The organism is Sorangium sp. So ce887, from assembly GCF_051521455.1.
Classification (GTDB): domain Bacteria; phylum Myxococcota_A; class Polyangia; order Polyangiales; family Polyangiaceae; genus Sorangium.
Window position 1 is genome coordinate 2673002 of record NZ_CP150354.1, and the last position, 15434, is coordinate 2688435.

At 71.0% G+C, this 15434-nt stretch carries 16 protein-coding genes; 11 read left to right on the forward strand and 5 right to left on the reverse strand.

Annotation, left to right across the window (positions count from 1 at the left end; translation table 11 throughout):
* Nucleotides 1-543 precede the first annotated feature (543 nt).
* Nucleotides 544-1095, reverse strand: a complete 552-nt coding sequence (locus WMF36_RS10160; RefSeq protein WP_437579407.1) for a hypothetical protein — start codon at nucleotides 1093-1095, stop codon at nucleotides 544-546.
* Between the two features lie 305 nt (nucleotides 1096-1400).
* Nucleotides 1401-1640, reverse strand: a complete 240-nt coding sequence (locus WMF36_RS10165) for a hypothetical protein (RefSeq protein ID WP_437579408.1) — start codon at nucleotides 1638-1640, stop codon at nucleotides 1401-1403.
* A gap of 209 nt (nucleotides 1641-1849) precedes the next feature.
* Here WMF36_RS10165 and WMF36_RS10170 point away from each other — a divergent pair, with 209 nt between their 5' ends.
* Complete coding sequence (locus WMF36_RS10170; RefSeq protein WP_437579409.1) at nucleotides 1850-2626, forward strand: GNAT family N-acetyltransferase; 777 nt, start codon at nucleotides 1850-1852, stop codon at nucleotides 2624-2626.
* A 278-nt stretch (nucleotides 2627-2904) separates the two neighbouring features.
* Here the strand turns inward: WMF36_RS10170 and WMF36_RS10175 are convergent, their stop codons facing one another.
* Complete coding sequence (locus WMF36_RS10175; RefSeq protein WP_437579410.1) at nucleotides 2905-4299, reverse strand: amidase; 1395 nt, start codon at nucleotides 4297-4299, stop codon at nucleotides 2905-2907.
* A 159-nt stretch (nucleotides 4300-4458) separates the two neighbouring features.
* The gene (locus WMF36_RS10180; protein ID WP_437579411.1) at nucleotides 4459-5064 is read right to left on the reverse strand and encodes an RNA 2'-phosphotransferase; all 606 of its coding nucleotides are present in this window, start codon (nucleotides 5062-5064) and stop codon (nucleotides 4459-4461) included.
* 205 nt (nucleotides 5065-5269) lie between these two features.
* Here WMF36_RS10180 and WMF36_RS10185 point away from each other — a divergent pair, with 205 nt between their 5' ends.
* Nucleotides 5270-6199, forward strand: a complete 930-nt coding sequence (locus WMF36_RS10185; RefSeq protein ID WP_437579412.1) for a LysR family transcriptional regulator — start codon at nucleotides 5270-5272, stop codon at nucleotides 6197-6199.
* 28 nt (nucleotides 6200-6227) lie between these two features.
* Here WMF36_RS10185 and WMF36_RS10190 read toward each other — a convergent pair whose 3' ends face one another.
* Nucleotides 6228-6569, reverse strand: coding sequence for a hypothetical protein (locus tag WMF36_RS10190; protein ID WP_437579413.1), 342 nt, complete (start codon nucleotides 6567-6569; stop codon nucleotides 6228-6230).
* Between the two features lie 388 nt (nucleotides 6570-6957).
* On the opposite strand from WMF36_RS10190, the gene WMF36_RS10195 reads away from it, so the two are divergent.
* The 9 genes from WMF36_RS10195 to WMF36_RS10235 all read left to right on the forward strand — a co-directional run bounded on the left by WMF36_RS10195 (nucleotide 6958) and on the right by WMF36_RS10235 (nucleotide 15405).
* Nucleotides 6958-7482: a Na+/H+ antiporter subunit E gene (locus WMF36_RS10195; RefSeq protein ID WP_437581884.1), complete on the forward strand. Its 525-nt coding sequence runs from the start codon at nucleotides 6958-6960 to the stop codon at nucleotides 7480-7482.
* On the forward strand, nucleotides 7475-7747 hold the full coding sequence (locus tag WMF36_RS10200; protein ID WP_437579414.1) for a monovalent cation/H+ antiporter complex subunit F: 273 nt from the start codon (nucleotides 7475-7477) through the stop codon (nucleotides 7745-7747). Before WMF36_RS10195 ends, WMF36_RS10200 begins: the two co-directional genes overlap by 8 nt.
* Complete coding sequence (gene mnhG / locus WMF36_RS10205; protein ID WP_437579415.1) at nucleotides 7744-8046, forward strand: monovalent cation/H(+) antiporter subunit G; 303 nt, start codon at nucleotides 7744-7746, stop codon at nucleotides 8044-8046. The genes WMF36_RS10200 and mnhG overlap by 4 nt, the downstream gene beginning before the upstream one ends.
* The gene (locus WMF36_RS10210) at nucleotides 8043-8999 is read left to right on the forward strand and encodes a hydrogenase subunit MbhD domain-containing protein (RefSeq protein ID WP_437579416.1); all 957 of its coding nucleotides are present in this window, start codon (nucleotides 8043-8045) and stop codon (nucleotides 8997-8999) included. The genes mnhG and WMF36_RS10210 overlap by 4 nt, the downstream gene beginning before the upstream one ends.
* Nucleotides 8996-9319: a cation:proton antiporter subunit C gene (locus WMF36_RS10215; protein ID WP_437579417.1), complete on the forward strand. Its 324-nt coding sequence runs from the start codon at nucleotides 8996-8998 to the stop codon at nucleotides 9317-9319. The genes WMF36_RS10210 and WMF36_RS10215 overlap by 4 nt, the downstream gene beginning before the upstream one ends.
* Nucleotides 9316-10740 carry a complex I subunit 5 family protein gene (locus WMF36_RS10220; RefSeq protein WP_437579418.1) on the forward strand — a complete coding sequence of 475 codons (1425 nt, stop codon included), beginning with the start codon at nucleotides 9316-9318 and terminating at the stop codon, nucleotides 10738-10740. The genes WMF36_RS10215 and WMF36_RS10220 overlap by 4 nt, the downstream gene beginning before the upstream one ends.
* The gene (locus WMF36_RS10225; protein ID WP_437579419.1) at nucleotides 10737-12230 is read left to right on the forward strand and encodes a complex I subunit 5 family protein; all 1494 of its coding nucleotides are present in this window, start codon (nucleotides 10737-10739) and stop codon (nucleotides 12228-12230) included. Before WMF36_RS10220 ends, WMF36_RS10225 begins: the two co-directional genes overlap by 4 nt.
* Nucleotides 12227-13978 carry a complex I subunit 5 family protein gene (locus WMF36_RS10230; RefSeq protein WP_437579420.1) on the forward strand — a complete coding sequence of 584 codons (1752 nt, stop codon included), beginning with the start codon at nucleotides 12227-12229 and terminating at the stop codon, nucleotides 13976-13978. The genes WMF36_RS10225 and WMF36_RS10230 overlap by 4 nt, the downstream gene beginning before the upstream one ends.
* 110 nt (nucleotides 13979-14088) lie before the next feature.
* Nucleotides 14089-15405 (forward strand): hypothetical protein, encoded by a 1317-nt coding sequence (locus WMF36_RS10235; RefSeq protein ID WP_437579421.1) that lies wholly within the window; start codon nucleotides 14089-14091, stop codon nucleotides 15403-15405.
* Nucleotides 15406-15434: the final 29 nt, after the last annotated feature.

Here is a 15434-nt window from a genome sequence, read left to right on the forward strand (position 1 = left end):
ACCTCCTGTCGCAGTCTACGAGACATCGACTGTACTCGTTCATGCACTTCTTCAGACAGTTCGTGTCGCGCCTTGGACAGTTGTCGCGGCAGAGTTCCAATACCCGATCGCATTTTTCCTTGCATGCCTCTTTGCAGTCGGACGAGCTTGAGCTTGTCGCCCACCGACACGCGTCGCACGACTGCGCTCCGGAGCCGTTTCGAACCCCAGAGGCTTCTTCACATCGATCCTTGGCTTCGTCCAAACTCGCGTGCTCGCCCTGGTACCGCGTTGTGCAGCTACCGGCCGCGCCCTGGTTACTGCAAACAGCCGACCCCGCCTTCCACGTGACCGTGCATTCCACGGTTTGCGAGCACGGATCCGCATCGAAGCCCGTGTGATCTTGCGGCTCCAGTGGCACATGCCACCCGAAGCCTCCAACCCCTCCTGTCGGCGTGATGATGCTGCCGCCGGCGCCTTCGTTTCCCTCACCCCGGACATAGCACTCACCTACATCGTAATTGCACGCCGTGAGACCGAAGCACAGAACAACAAATATCCTGTTCATCTCGACTTTGCCTCAAATCTCCAAATGGGTCCAGTGGTCACCATCACGACCAGACTTCCAGGAAGAACGCGACTACTGCCGCCAGCCCAGTCCACATGGGCGCTGGTGGATACGCCCAAAGGCCCGGCGAAGAACCCGTCGGACTGGGCGCGGCCGCCTGGAGCAACCCCCACCACGCGGTCACAGATCACGGCACCACACACCGACATCGAGTAGATCGCCAGGGACGGCCCGAGGCTGACGGTGGTTGTCTTCGTGGCGTACCCAAGAGTGACGGCCATTCGATCGTAGACCCCTACGCCTGTCCCTGGCACGATGCTGAGCATGTCGTGGACTTCGAGCCGGAAGTCCCCCTCGCTGCGCCAGAGCCACCCGGCGAAGGGACTCACCGCAAGTCTGGGCTCGATCCCGACCTGGATCCCGCCCACGCTCACGCCGCCGCCGCTGAACTCGAGTGCTTGTGCCGGCGCCGGAACACTACTGACGAGCGCACAGGCACAGCCGCACAGCACGAGCGCGCTCGCCCTCCCCCTCAGCCCGTACCCCATGCCTTCCCCTGATTCCGGATGTTCCTCCCACCGGAGGGCCGGCGTCAACTGTGACGTGGGCTACATTACGTCCTTGCTGTCCCTGCATCGGCGTGCCGAGCGCGGCGGGTCGCGTGGGTGGGCCGGGGAGGGCGTCCACGGGCTCGGCGCAGTCGCCGTCCACCGGCTGACCGGACGCGACCTGCGCGAGCCTGGCGAGCCTTCCTACCCCGCGCTTACGAGCATCGACCCGGATTCGTCACACCGTGTGACCTCCGTGTGCCCCGACGTCAGGGCACGGGGCTCCTCGAGAGGGCACTCGGGTATTATACCGCGCCACCCCGCTCCGGCTCGACGCCTCGCCAGCCGCCCTCGACCCCGTGCCCCGTGCCGCGCTCCTCGGCCCCGGCGAGCGCGCCGCCGCGAACCCGCACCCGTTCCCAGCGCGCCGCCGCCACCACGGGCGCCGAGCTCGCCGCGGGGTCGTCGGTGGGTGGCGAGCCCTTCGAGCCGCCGCCGCGCACCGCGAGCTCGCCGCCGAGGCGCACCTGGTCGAGGCCGAGCACGCCAGGCCCACCACGCGCCCGCGAGCACGCGCCGCAGGGCTCTTCGACTCGCGGTCCAGCCGAGCACCGCGAGCGCGCTCCGCGTCCGCCGCGCCCTCAAGAGCCCGCACCGCGCCACCCCGCACCCGCTCCAGGCCTCGACAGCCATCGTTTCCTGGACGAGGCCGGGATCTGTTGCGAAGGAGATGGTTCGGTGATGGAGTGCCCCCGTGGACCACGACTCCGTACTTGCGCTGTTTGACCAGCAGATCAGACAGGGGCGCTCGGGCGAGCTGGCGACTGAACGATCCGGCTTCGCCCGCCACGCCGTACGGGCGGATGGCTCGGACGGGAGCTGGGCGACCATCGTCTGGTCCGACCTCGACGAGTCGACCGTGGACCTCGCGATCGCCGAGCAGATCGCACGCTTCGCACCGCTCGGGCGTGCCTTCGAGTGGAAGCTTTACACCCACGATCGACCGGCAGACCTGGGGCAGCGGCTGGTCGCTGCCGGTTTCCATCCGGAGCCGGAGGAGGCGCTGCTCGTCGCCGATACCGCCGAGCTCCCCACCGAGGCCGTGTTGCCCGAAGGCGTGCGGCTGCTTCCCGTGACCGATGCCGAGGGCGTGCGGCTGATCGTCCGGGCGCACGAGGCGGCCTTCGGTACGGATCACTCTTCGCTGGAGCGCAGGCTGGTGACCCAGCTGGCAGAGGAGCCCGAGGCGATGGCCGCCGTCGTCGCGATGGCCGGCGACGTCCCCATCTGCGCTGGCAGGGTCGAATTCCACCGAGGGACGCAATTCGCCAGCCTCTGGGGCGGTGGGACCGCGCCTGCGTGGCGTGGTCGCGGCGTTTACAGGGCGCTTGTCGCGTACAGGACCCGTCTCGCGGCCGAGCGCGGTTATCGTTACCTCCAGGTCGATGCTCGGCCCGACAGTCAGCCGATCCTGTCGCGGCTCGGCTTTGTCCGACTCGGCACGACCGTCCCGTACATTTACGAGCGGTAGGCGGCGGGCAGCGCGGTGCGGAAGGGGTGGAATTACGGCCTCGAACACCGACGCCGGCTCACTGCTCCCTCGTGATCCAGGCGATCTGCAACGGCGACTCCTGGTCGCGGCGCGAAGAGCTCGGCGGGCCGGCGCTGCGCTGCGCGCTGCTCGCCCGGTTCGAGCGGCGCCAGAGCGCCGGCGGCTGAGGCGGCGGGTCCGGCGCCTGCGCGGACCGGGGTGATGCGCCGATGCGCTGATGCGCTGATGCGCTGACGCCGCGCGCCCGTCGCGCCCGCTCAGCGCCCTTTCAGCGGCGGCGCCCGGAGCGGGACGCTGGCGCTCTCGAAGGCGCGCGCGGCGCGCAGCACCAGCGCGTCCTCGAAGTGGCGCCCGACGATCTGGAGCCCGAGCGGCAGGCCGGCGCTGGTCACGCCCATGGGCACGCTGATGGCCGGCTGGCGCGTCAGGCTGAAGGGGCCGGCGAAGGACGCGGGGAGCGGGCCGCCGCCCTCGATGGGGGGAGCCGCTTCGGCCGACGTGGGCGTCACCAGCAGGTCGAAGCGGCGATGGAACGCGGCCATGGCAAGGGCCAGCTCCGCGCGTCGCCGCTCGGCCTCGAGGTACGCCACCGCGCCGAGCGCCTCTCCTTCGGCGGCCGCGCTCCGCACCACGGGATCGAGCAGGGCGCGCTGCTCCGGTCCGAGCTCCCGCACGGTGTGCGCGGCGCGGGCGGTGAACAGCGTCCGCAGCACGCCCCCTGGGTCCGCGAACGGGGGATCCACCTCCTCCACCTCGGCGCCGAGCTCCTGCAGGGTCGCCACCGCCGCGGCGAAGCGGGCCCGCGTCTCGCTGGCCGGCTCGATGGTGCCGAGCGTGGCGCTCACGCCGATGCGCACGCGGCGCAGCGCGCCCGCGAAGGGCGCGTCGTCGATCGCGTCCACCACGTCCACGGGCGCCGGTGGGGCCCGGAACGGGTCGCGGTCGTCAGGACCGGAGAGGACCGCGAGGAGCAGCGCCGCGTCGGCGACCGTGCGCGCGATCGGCCCCACGTGCGGGGGCACGCCGACCACGCTCGCCGGGTGGGCCGGCACGCGGCCGAAGGTCGGCTTGAGCCCCACCACCCCGGAGAACGCGCTGGGGACGCGGATCGAGCCGCCGCCGTCGGTCCCCACCGCGATCGGGCCGAACCCCGCCGCCACCGCGGTGACGGCCCCGGCGCTGCTGCCTCCCGGCGTGTGCCGGGGGTCCCACGCGTTGCGGGTGATCCCGGTGAGCGGGCTGTCGCCCGAGCCCTTCAGGCCGAACTCCGAGGTCGTCGTCTTCCCGAAGAGCACCGCCCCGTGCTCCCGCAGGCGCGCGACCGCGGGTGCGTCCTCGGTCCAGGGGCCGCTCGCGTCCACGGTGCGCGAGCCGCGCCGGGTCGGCCAGCCGCGCGTGAGCAAGAGGTCCTTCACCGAGACGGGCACCCCGTCGAGCCGCCCCGCCGGCGCGCCGTGGACCCACCGCGCCTCGGACGCGCGCGCCGCGTCGAGGGCGCGCTCCTCGTCGAGCAGCACGAACGCGTTGAGCGGCGCGCCGTGGCGCTCCACCTGGGCGAGGACGGCCCGCATCACCTCGACGGGCGAGGCGCTCCGGGCTCGGTAGAGGGCGAGGAGTTCGAGGGCGGTCGCCTGCACCAGCGAGGAGGTCATGGTGTGTCCACTATAACGGACGAATCGTCCGTTTCAATAGACGTAGCGCAGGGTGGACCACCGCTCCGCGAGGACGCGCTCGTCGAAGCGCTTGAGCACCCCAACTTTCTCCCCCTCTCCCCGCCTCCGCCCTCTCGCTCTCTCCGGCCAGCGCCGCCCTCATCCTCCGGAGATCAGCGCCCGCAGCGCCTCCGCTTCCCGCTTCGCCCGCGCCACGATCGGCGTCAGCCCCACGAGGCACTCCACCGGCACCTCCCTCGCCAGGATCACCCCATTCTGGCTCCGGAACACGCGCACGCCGCGCGCCCTCAGCCGCGCGGGGCTGATCTCGAGCATCACGGCGACGTTCGCGCGCTTGCCCACCGCGCTCCCCGGCGCGTCGGTGCAGTGGACGTGCGTGCGCGCCGCCGGCCGGATCCCCTCGCGCGCGATGCTCCGGACCGCGTCCACGCTTGTGCCGTGCCAGATCGACGCGTCGCCGTGGACCTCCTCCCACGACGCCTCCAGGCCGGCGAGCGTCACCGGCATCCCCTCGCGCGAGTGCCCTTGCGAGGCGCGCACCCGGTCGCCCCGGATCTCGAGGCGGTTCTTCGTGTTGTTCTCCACCGCCTCGTCGAGCTGCGAGCGCCCTATCCCGAGCGCCCTCAGCGCGTCGTCCACGGCCACCCAGCCCGCCTCGTCCATGGCGACGCCCAGCGAGGGCGCCCCGTGGCGGAGCAGCCAGGAGAGCTTCTTGCTCGTGTCGGTCAATCGATCGCGGCCCATCGTCAAGCTCCATCCTTTGCAGTGCGGCCGGAGCCGCGACCCGCGCACTGCGCGCGAGCCGCTCGACCCGCGCGGGCGGGCTCCGGAAGAGATCCTGATCGGTCCAGGAATCGGAACATCGGACGGAAGGAAGAATAGACACCCAGCTATCCTCCGGAAGAAGTATTTCTGGATGCGCTATCGCGTTTCGCGATAGCGTCCCGGCATGCTCAACCTCGACTGGCTCGGCGCCTTCGTGGTCTTCACCGAGCACCTCAACTTCACCCGCGCGGCGCGGGCGCTCCACATCTCGCAGCCGGCGCTCCACGCCCAGATCGGCAAGCTCGGCGAGGCGCTCGGCGTCACGCTCTACCAGCGGCGCGGGCAGCGGCTGGAGCTCACGGCCGACGGCAAGCGCGTCGCCGCCTTCGGGCGCGAGGTGGGCGAGCGGACGCGCTCGTTCCTCGGCGTCCTTCGCAACGGCGAGAGCCGGGAGCCGGTGGTGCTCTGCGCCGGCGAGGGCTCGTATCTGTACCTGCTCGGCGAGGGGATCCGCGCCTTCACCGCGCGCGCCGTCGCCCCGCTCCGCCTGCTCACGCGCGACCGCGACGCCACGCTCGACGCCGTCGTGACGGGCGAGGCGCACCTCGGCGTCGCGCCGCTCGAGGGCGCGCCGGACGGGCTCGCCGCCGACCGCCTCACCGAGGTCGAGCTGGTCCTGGTCGTCCCCGACGCGCACCCGCTCGCCCGCAAACGCCGCGTCCTGCTGCGCGATCTCGAGGGGGCGCGGCTCGTCGTCCCCGGGCCCTCGCGGCCTCACCGCGCATTGCTCGCGCAGGCGCTGCTCTCGGCGGGCGTCCGCTGGGAGCCGGCGGTCGAGGCGAACGGCTGGGAGCTGATGCTCCACTTCGTCCGGCTCGGCGTCGGCATCGCCGTGGTCAACGCCTGCTGCCGCCTCCCGCGCGGCCTCGTCGCGCGCCCGCTGCCCGAGCTGCCGCGCAAGGTCTTCTATGTCGTCCGCCGGCGCGGGGTCGAGCTCCAGGGCGCGCCGGCGGAGCTCCGGGACACGCTGCTCGCGCACGGCTCGGCGTGGCAGCGCAAACGCGCGCCCGGCGCGCTCGACATCACGCCGAGCGCGGCGGCGCGCCTGCGCTGAGCCTCCTGCGCACTCTGTCCTTCCGGGCTCAGGCCGCCTTCCTGGACTTCGACTTGCCCTGCTTCGCCTTCTTGCCGCCCATCTCGTCCGGGCGCCTCACCAGCTTGGAGAAGTTGCTCGGCTCCCCGTCCGCCGTCTCCTCCTGGTACACCAAGGCGAGGTTCGACTCCTCGAACTTGGCGAAGAAGTCCTCCCACGAGATCTCCTCGAGGGAGCCCTCCCCGCTGTAGCCGGGGAAATCGATCCGGAGGATGCCAGGCTCCCCGTCTTTCTCGGTGCTCTTCACCGTCGCCGGGCGGCCTCCGCGCGATTCGGCCCACTGGCGGATCTCGTCGTGATCGATGGTCGTCTTCGATGAACTGGCCGGCATGATCGTCCCTCCCGTGCTCGTACGCTGATTCTCGCGAGGAGTGGCAATCTGCGTGCCAGAGGGTCAGGCGATGATCCGGACAGGCGATGACGAGCTCGACCGTGAGCGCGTCTGGCGCCGGACGAGCGGACAGTGCGATGGCTCGACCGGCCGGAGGGCGGCGACGCGCTGCCTGGGGATACCGCGTCACGCTCTCTGGATACCGTGTCGCTCTCTCTGGAGGCGGGCGTCGTCCCGTGTCCGCCGTCCAACGTCCTCCTCCTCATTCCGTCGAACCTTCCGTGGAACCGCCAAACCCGTTGACGTCACGGGCTCCACCCCTAGCTTCCGCGAAGACGTACCGCTCGGCGACGACAGCGTGGAGGAGGAGGGGCCCACGAAGACCAGAATGATTCATGACGTCCGGGAGCGACTCGCACAAAGGGGCTGGCGATCCGTCTCCGTCCGAACGTTGGTCCTCATCGGCGGATGGTGGGCGCTGACCGAGGGGGATCGAGCCGGGCTTGTCTTTGGCGTGCCAGTGGTTCTTCTCGCCCTCTTCACGAGCGTGTGTTTGCCGTCGCCCCGCGGGCCTCGGTGGAGCCCGCTCGGCCTGCTGCGATTCATGGGGTTCTTCCTCGCCGGCTCGCTTCGTGGCGGCCTCGATGTCGCCCACCGTGCGCTCGCGCCGCGGCTCCCCATCTCGCCGGTGATCATCCGGTATCCGCCTCGCCTGCCCGCGGGGCCGTCCCGGCACCTCTTCATCGGAGCGATGAACGTGATGCCCGGGACGTTGAGCGTGGATATCGCGGGCGATCATCTCGATATTCATGTCCTTGTCGACAGCGGCGATGAGCTTGTCCGGCAGCTGCGAGCGCTGGAGGAGCACATCGCCCGCGCGCTGGGCGAGCGCCTGGAGTGTCCCAGTGCATGACGTGAGGACCGGCGTCGCCGTCTTTCTCTTGCTGAACGTCCTTGCTGGCCTCGTGAGGATCGCACGAGGCCCCACGCTCGCCGATCGCATTCTTGTCGCGCAGCTCTTCGGCACGACCGGCGTGACCGTGCTCCTGCTCGCCGCCGCGGATCAGGGGATGTCGGCGCTGCGAAACGTGGCCCTGATCTTCGCCCTCCTCGCGCCGATCACGGTCGTGGCGTTCGTCAATCACGCCTTCGGGCGGTGGACAGGGGGCGACTCGTGACGAGCGTGGATGTCGCTTCCGGTGCGCTCTTCGTGGTGGGCGCGTTCTTCTTCTTCGCGGGGACCGTGGGGCTCCTGCGGTTTCCGGATGTCTACACGAGGCTGCACGCGCTGACGAAAGCGGACAACCTCGGCCTGGGCTTCATCGCGGCGGGCCTCGCGCTGGAGGCCGGCGAGCTCTCGGTGGCGCTCAAGATCGGGATCATCTGGGCTCTCGTGCTGCTCTCCAGCGGCATCTCCTGTCAAATGATCGCGCGGGCCGCGTTGCGTGGCGGACTCCGACCCTGGAGGAGACCATGAGCGGGGTCGACTGGGCGATGGACGGAGTTCTCGCGTGCGCCCTCCCCGTCCTTGCGTGGCGAGTCCTTGTGACCGATGACCCGCCGGAGGCCGTGGTGCTCTTCATCGCCTTCGGCCTCCTCTCCGCGGTGGGCTGGGCTCGCCTCGGCGCCCCGGACGTCGCCCTCGTCGAAGCGGCGGTCGGCACGGGCCTCACAGGCGCCCTGCTCATGAGCGCGCTCGGGTGGCTCGACCCGGCGCGGCGGGCTCCACCGCCGCTTCCCCGGTACCAGCGAGCCTCGCTCTCGCTGCTGCTCGCCGCGCTCGCCCTCCTCCTCGGTGCGGTCGTGTTCTCCTTGCCAGACCCGAGCCGTGGCCTGAGCGACGAAGTGCTCGCCAACCTCGCGCCGACCGGGGTGTCCTATCCCGTCACCGCGGTCCTCCTCAGCTTCCGTGGTTATGACACGCTCCTGGAGATCCTCGTCCTGCTCACGGCGGCGATCGGGGTGCAGTCGCAGCTTCGGCCGGAGGACGCGCTCGGCGACGTGACCCGGGCAGGGCCCTTGCTCCCCGTGCTGCTCCGCATGCTCATCCCGGGCATCGTCCTGGTCGCCGGCTACCTGCTCTGGAGCGGCGCGCGCGCGCCTGGCGGGGCGTTTCAGGCGGGGGCGATCCTCGGCGGGGGGGCGATTCTCCTGCTGCTCGCGGGGACGGGTCCACCACTCCGCATGTCTTCGACCGTCGTGCGAGCCGCCTTGCTCGTCGGCCCGGCGGTCTTCCTCGCGGCCGCCGGGGCGCCGCTCTTCGCCGGTCGGCATGTGCTGGAGTACCCGCCCGAATGGGCCGGGGCGCTGATTCTTTGCATCGAATCGGCCCTGACGATCTCGATCGGCATGGTCCTGGCGATGTTCTTCCCGCCGATGAGGCACCCGGATCGAGCGGGGGTGCGGGCCCACGAGGAGGACAGGGCGTGAGCCAGTGGACCCTCTATGCCCTCTCGGGCGTCGTCGTGCTGGCCGTGGCGCTGTACGGGCTCTTCTCCTCCGAAGACCTCGTCAGGAAGGTCATCGCCGCCAACCTCGTCGGGAGCGGCGTGTTCCTGTTCCTCGTGGCGCTGGCGCGGCGGGCTTCCGGCGGCATCCCCGATCCCGTGCCCCACGCGCTCGTCCTGACCGGGATCGTGGTGTCCGTGAGCGCGACGGCCCTGGCGCTGGCCCTGGCGAGGCGCCTCGGCGGCGCGGCGGATGACACACGGCCCTCCGGCTCGATCGAGAGAGAAACGGATGAGCCATGAGCGCCGCGCTCCCCTGGGCGATCCTGGTCCCCCTGATCGGCGCTGTGCTGTGCTTGCTCTCGGGTCCGCGCGGCGAACGATGGATAGCCGGCGCTGCGATCCTGGGAACCCTGGGCCCCGTCTGCGCGGTCGCAGGGTCCGTCAGCACGAGCGGAACGCTTCGCCACGCTGCAGGCGGCTGGGGCGCGTCGCTCGGCATCGACCTGCGCGCCGACGGCCTGGCGGCGGTGATGCTGCTCGCCGTCGGCGTCGTCGGCGCTCTGACCTGCGCGCAGGCCATCAGGGATCCGCGGGCCAGCCCTCGCCTTGGAGGTGGGTTCTTTTCGCTCTGGCTCTCCGCGTGGGCGGCCCTCAACGCCCTCGTTGTGTCGGCCGACCTCTTCAACCTGTATGTCACGCTCGAGCTGACGACGCTGGCGGCGGTCGGGCTCATCTCCCTCCGCGGCGACCGCGAGGCCCTCCAGGCGGGGTTGCGTTACCTCCTGTTCGCGCTCCCGGGCTCGCTCGTTTACCTGCTCGGCGTCGCGATCCTCTACGGGATGTACGGCACGCTCGACCTGACCACCCTCGGCGCGCGGCTCGCCCCGGACCCGACGACGTGGACCGCGCTCGCGCTGATGATGGTCGGGCTCTGCCTCAAGACCGCGCTCTTCCCGCTTCACGCGTGGCTCCCACCCGCCTACGTGAGCGCGGGGTCGACCGTCAGCGCGTTCCTCGCCGCGCTCGTCGGAAAGGGCTCGTTCTACGTCCTCTTGAGGATCTGGCTTGAGGTCGTTCCAGCGGAGGCTGCGCCCCGGGCCGGACAGGTCCTCGGGATGCTCGGCGCCGCGGGCGTCCTCTGGGGTTCGCTCCTCTCGTTGAGGCAGCGACGACTGAAGGCGCTCACCGCCTATTCGAGCGTGGCGCAGATAGGCTATCTCTTCCTGGTCTTTCCGCTCGGCGTCCCGAGCGCCTGGCCGGGTGCCGTGTACCTCGCGATCTCGCACGCCGCCGCCAAGGCCTCCATGTTCCTGGCAGCCGGCGCGATCCATCGCACGCTCGGCCACGACGAGCTCGATGGACTGCAAGGCCTGGCCCACCGCCTCCCGGTCACCTTCGTCTCCCTGGCGCTCGCGGGCATCAGCCTGATGGGAATGCCGCCCAGCGGTGGGTTCGTCGGGAAGTGGCTGCTCCTTCGTGCGGCCATCGATCGCGGTCAGTGGGGGTCGGCCGTCGTGATCCTGGCAGGCGGGCTGCTCGCCGCTGGCTACGTGTTCCGGGTCCTGCGCAGCGCGTTCCTGCCGCTGCCGCGCGAGGCGCGCCTCCACCCGCTCCCGCGCGGGGCCGAGCTCGCGGCCCTTGCGCTTGCCCTGCTGGCGCTCCTGCTCGGTGTCGCGCCGTGGGGCCCGCTCGAGCTCCTGCGCGTGGGCCTGCCGTCATGAGCCTTCACGACTCCATTCCCCTCCTGGTCGTCCTGAGCTCTCTCGTGCCCGGGATCATCATCTTCCTGCTGGCCGAGGAGCAGCGTACCACCCGGACGACCCTGAACCTGGCCTCGGCGTTCGTGAAGCTCGCGCTCACGGGCATCCTGGTCTGGGGTGTCGGGCAGGGCCAACGCTACGAGACGCGCCTGCCGTTCCTCCCCGGCGCGGACCTGCTCCTTCGTGCCAGCCCTTTCAGCATGCTCTTCGTCTCGCTCTCGGCGGTCCTGTGGCTCGTCACGACCGTGTACGCGGTGGGCTACCTCGAGGGGTCGCCGAACCGTAGCCGCTTCTTCGGTTTCTTTTCGCTGAGCGTCGCCTCGACGATGGGCGTCGCGCTCGCCGGGAACCTCCTTACGTTCCTCGTCTTCTACGAGATGCTCACCCTCGCCACGTACCCGCTCGTCGTTCACCGCGGGACCCGGGAGGCGCTCCGCGCAGGCGATCTCTACCTTCGCTACACGTTTTTCGGCGGGGCGTTGCTCCTCGCGGGCGTGGCGTCCCTGTACGCGCTCGTGGGATCCCTGGAGTTCACCGAGGGGGGAGCGCTCCCTCAACCCGTCGCGGCGCAACACAGGTCCGCGCTCATCGTCGTGTTCGTGCTCCTGATAGGAGGCCTGGGCGTGAAGGCCGCCCTCTTCCCGCTGCATGCCTGGCTGCCCGTGGCCATGGTCGCTCCTGCCCCGGTGAGCGCCCTTCTCCATGCGGTCGCCGTCGTCAAGGCCGGAGCGTTCGGGATCACGCGCGTTGTGTACGACGTGTACGGGGTCCGCCTCGCTCATGAGCTCGGCGTCACCGGACCTCTCGCGGTCCTCGCCGCGACGACGATTCTCTATGGCTCTCTCAAGGCCCTCACGCAGGATGACCTCAAGTCGCGGCTGGCCTATTCGACCGTCAGTCAGGTCTCCTACATCACTCTCGGCGTGGCGGCGGTCGGCACGCTGTCCACCATCGGTGGTATCGTTCATCTCGTCCACCAGGGGCTGATGAAGATCACGCTGTTCTTCTGCGCCGGGAACCTGGCCGAGGAGCTCGGGCTCCACAGGGTGAGCGAGCTGCGCGGCGTGGGCCGACGAATGCCCTTGACGATGGGCGCGTTCACCCTGGCGGCGCTGGGGATGATCGGCGTGCCGCCGCTCGCCGGGTTCGTGACGAAGTGGTACCTCGGGGTGGGCGCGCTCGAGGCGAACCAGCCGTGGGTCCTCGGCGTCCTGATCGTCAGCAGCCTGCTGAACGCCGCCTACTTCTTGCCGATCCTCTACGATGCGTGGTTCGGGGAGCCGACGGCGACCTGGCCGGCGGCCTCGGGCCGCGCGGAGACGGGGCTGTTTCTGCTGTTGCCCCCGCTGGTCACGGCGGCGCTCTGCCTCGCGGTCGGGGTCTTCGCCGGCACGCCGCTGAGCCCCCTGGCATGGGCGAAGTTGATAGCCGCCCGGGAATTCCTGCCGTGACCCTCGTCGACCTCGCTGCCGGGGCGACGATCGCGGCGTTCACGTTCCCCCTGCTCCTCGCGGCAGGGATGACGATACGCCCCGCGCGGCCCCTCGTGGCGGCGCTCGCCCCCTGGGCCGCCTTGCCGGCGCTGATCCTCGCCGTGGGCCTGCACGGTCGCGCGACCATCGACTGGAGCGCTGCGGTCCTCGGGATGCGCTTCGGGTCTCAAGGCACGGTGACGCGGGGCTTTCTGCTCTTCACGGCGTGCCTGTGGCTCGTGTCCAGCCTCTTTGCGCGCGCCTCCCTGGCGGACGATCCGCATCGCTCTCGTTTCTGGGTCTTCTTCCTCGCGACGTTGAGCGGGAACCTCGGGCTCGTGCTCGCCCAGGACGTGGCGAGCTTCTATCTCTTCTACGCGCTCATGACCTTCGCCGCGTACGGGCTCATCGTGCACGATGGAACCGACGCGGCGCGCCGCGCCGGTCGGGTCTACGTCGTGATGGCGCTCATCGGCGAGATGTCGCTCCTGACGGCGTTTCTCCTCATCGTCGGCGCCGACATCAACGTTGGCCTGCAGGACGTCCCTCGCGTGGTCGCCGCCTCGGCGCGCCGGGAGCTCGTGGCCGCCCTGCTTCTCGTCGGGTTCGGGGTCAAGGCTGGAGCGCTTCTCCTGCACATGTGGCTGCCGCTCGCGCATCCGGCGGCGCCGGTTCCGGCGAGCGCGGTCCTGAGCGGGGCGATGATCAAGGCCGGCGTCCTCGGCTGGCTGCGGTTCCTGCCCCTCGGCGTCGTGGCGCTGCCCGTCCACGGATCCGTGTGCGTGGTCGCCGGGGTCGCGGCGGCTTTCTTCGGCGTCGCGGTCGGGCTGACACAGCGGGAATCGAAGACGATCTTGGCCTACTCCAGCGTGAGTCAAATGGGCTTCGTGACGGCCGCGCTCGGCATCGGCCTCTCGAATCCAGGCGCCGCTGCCGCGGTGGGCGCGGCGATCGTCTTCTACGCGATGCACCACGCTCTGGCGAAGGGAGCGCTCTTCCTCGGCACCGGAGTCGCCAGGGCGACGGGCTCCGGCTGGCCGGGGCGCCTCGTGGCGCTGGGCCTGTTGTGGCCGGCCCTGGACCTCGCGGGGGCGCCGCTCTCCAGCGGGGCCCTCGCGAAGATCTCCCTCAAGAACGTTGTGGCGCAGGCACCCTGGGGAACCACGTCACTGCCCTGGTTCCTCTCCTTAGCGGCCGTCGCCAGCACGCTTCTGATGGTTCACTTCCTGCGTCGCACGATCCCTCGCTCGGCGGAGCGCCTCGTTCCCGGGGCGGGGCTGTGGGTTCCCTGGGCGTCGCTGATCCTGCTTGACCTCGTCCTGCTCGTGAGGCCACCCGTTGCGCCGGCGGATTTCGGAGTCTTCGTTGCCCCGGACGAGCTCTGGTCCGCGGCCTGGCCGGTGCTCGCGGGGGTCGTGATCGCCGCTGTTGCCGGACGGCTGCGGGGCCGAGTCCCACACGTCTGTACGGAGCTCCCCTCTGGAGATCTGCTCTACCTTGTCGATGCCGTCCTGATGAAGCTTCAGCGGGTCGTTCTTGCGGCCCGGGACGCGTGGGCCAGCATGGCGCTCCGGCCATGGCGCGCACGGGTCGTTCTCATCGAGCGGTTCTCGGAGCGCCTCCTGCTGGGAGCGGAGAGGGCCGAAGTGGCCCTCTCGGCGTTCGGGGCGATCGGTTTGTTGTTCCTCCTCCTCGCGCTCCTCGTCACGGCCGCGCAGCTCTTCTAGACGGGGGCTCGGCCGCGTCGGGTACGGCGACCCGCATCAGGAGGCCAAGAGGCTCCTCCTCTGCTACCTAGAGTCGAGCGGCGCATCGCGCGCCGCCGAGGGCCGAGGAAGTGACCGCCTACCACCTGCTCCTCCGGGTCGCCGCGCTCGTCGCGGCCACGACCACCGCCACGGGCGCGGTCGCGCGCCCGCCCGCGCAGGAGCACGTCCTGCCGGCGGCGCCCGCGCAGGAGCACGTCCTGCCGGCGGCGCCCGCGCCCGAGCCCGCGGCCTGGCGCGCCCTCGTCGTGGGCGGCGGCCCGCGGCCCCCGATGAACCAGGTGGCCATCGAGGGCCACATCCGGTACTTCCAGTCGCTGCTCCCGGCCACGGTGGAGCGGCGCGTCCTCTTCGCCGACGGGCGCCGGGGCACGCGGAGCGTGCAGTTCCTCGACGGCCACCGCATGCGCTACCGCGCGCCCAGGCTGCCGCGCATCGACGGGGCGACGACCCGCCCCGGGTTCGATGCGATCTGGCGCCGGTTCGCCCGAGCGCGCCCGGCCGACCCGCTGCTCCTGTACTTCGCCGGCCACGGGAGCCCGGATCCGCGGCGCGACCTCGACAACAACGTGTTCGACCTCTGGGGCGGCGGGGAGCTGTCGGTGCGCGACCTCGCCGCCCGCATGGCGGAGCTGCCCGGCGACACGCCCGTCGTCCTCGTCATGGCCCAGTGCTTCTCCGGCGCCTTCGCGAACCTCCTCTTCGAGGGCGGCAGGCCCGACGGCGAGCTCGTCGAGCGCGACGTCGTGGGGTTCTTCGCGGCGACCCGGGACCGCCCCGCGTCGGGCTGCACGCCCGAGATCAACGAGGCGGATTACACCGACTTCAGCAGCTACTTCTTCGCCGCCCTCTCGGGCGTCGATCGCCTCGGGAAGCGCGTCCACGGCGCCGATTTCGACCAGAACCGGTTCGTGGGGATGAACGAGGCGTTCGCGTACGCCCTCCTCCATCAGGCGACGGGCGATGTGCCGGTCGCGACGTCCGATGTGTTCCTGCGTCGCTTCGTGAACAAGCCCGATCACGAGACCATGGCGACGCCCTATTCCCGGGTCCTCTCGTGGTCGAGCCCGGCGGAGCGGGCCGCCCTCGAGGGCCTCTCGGACTCCCTCGGCCTCCGCGGCGAGCACCGGTTGCGGGCGGCGTACGACCGCGAGTTCGGGCCCGGCGCGGGCAGGAGGGACGTGGAGGACGTGACGTCGGCGCACCGGCTGCGGTTCATCCGGCTCGCCAAGAGCGTGGTGCTGGCGAGGACGCTGCGGCAGAGCGCCGACCGCGCCCTGATCGCGCGCTTCGAGCGGCTGCGCGCCGCCGAGGCGCGCAACCCGCTCGCCGAGGCGAAGGCGGCGGGCCAGGTGCGACAGGGCACGAGGCGCCGCGCCGCCCGGTGACCCGGGGGCGGCCTCGCCCGCCTGCCACG

Excerpts from the sequence above, each read along its gene's own strand:
- WMF36_RS10160 (WP_437579407.1), bottom strand. The coding sequence starts at position 1,095 with ATGGGGTACGGGCTGAGGGGGAGGGCGAGCGCGCTCGTGCTGTGCGGC.
- WMF36_RS10175 (WP_437579410.1), bottom strand. The coding sequence starts at position 4,299 with ATGACCTCCTCGCTGGTGCAGGCGACCGCCCTCGAACTCCTCGCCCTC.
- WMF36_RS10180 (WP_437579411.1), bottom strand. The coding sequence starts at position 5,064 with ATGGGCCGCGATCGATTGACCGACACGAGCAAGAAGCTCTCCTGGCTG.
- WMF36_RS10185 (WP_437579412.1), top strand. The coding sequence starts at position 5,270 with ATGCTCAACCTCGACTGGCTCGGCGCCTTCGTGGTCTTCACCGAGCAC.
- WMF36_RS10190 (WP_437579413.1), bottom strand. The coding sequence starts at position 6,569 with ATGCCGGCCAGTTCATCGAAGACGACCATCGATCACGACGAGATCCGC.
- WMF36_RS10195 (WP_437581884.1), top strand. The coding sequence starts at position 6,958 with ATGATTCATGACGTCCGGGAGCGACTCGCACAAAGGGGCTGGCGATCC.
- WMF36_RS10210 (WP_437579416.1), top strand. The coding sequence starts at position 8,043 with ATGAGCGGGGTCGACTGGGCGATGGACGGAGTTCTCGCGTGCGCCCTC.
- WMF36_RS10220 (WP_437579418.1), top strand. The coding sequence starts at position 9,316 with ATGAGCGCCGCGCTCCCCTGGGCGATCCTGGTCCCCCTGATCGGCGCT.
- WMF36_RS10225 (WP_437579419.1), top strand. The coding sequence starts at position 10,737 with ATGAGCCTTCACGACTCCATTCCCCTCCTGGTCGTCCTGAGCTCTCTC.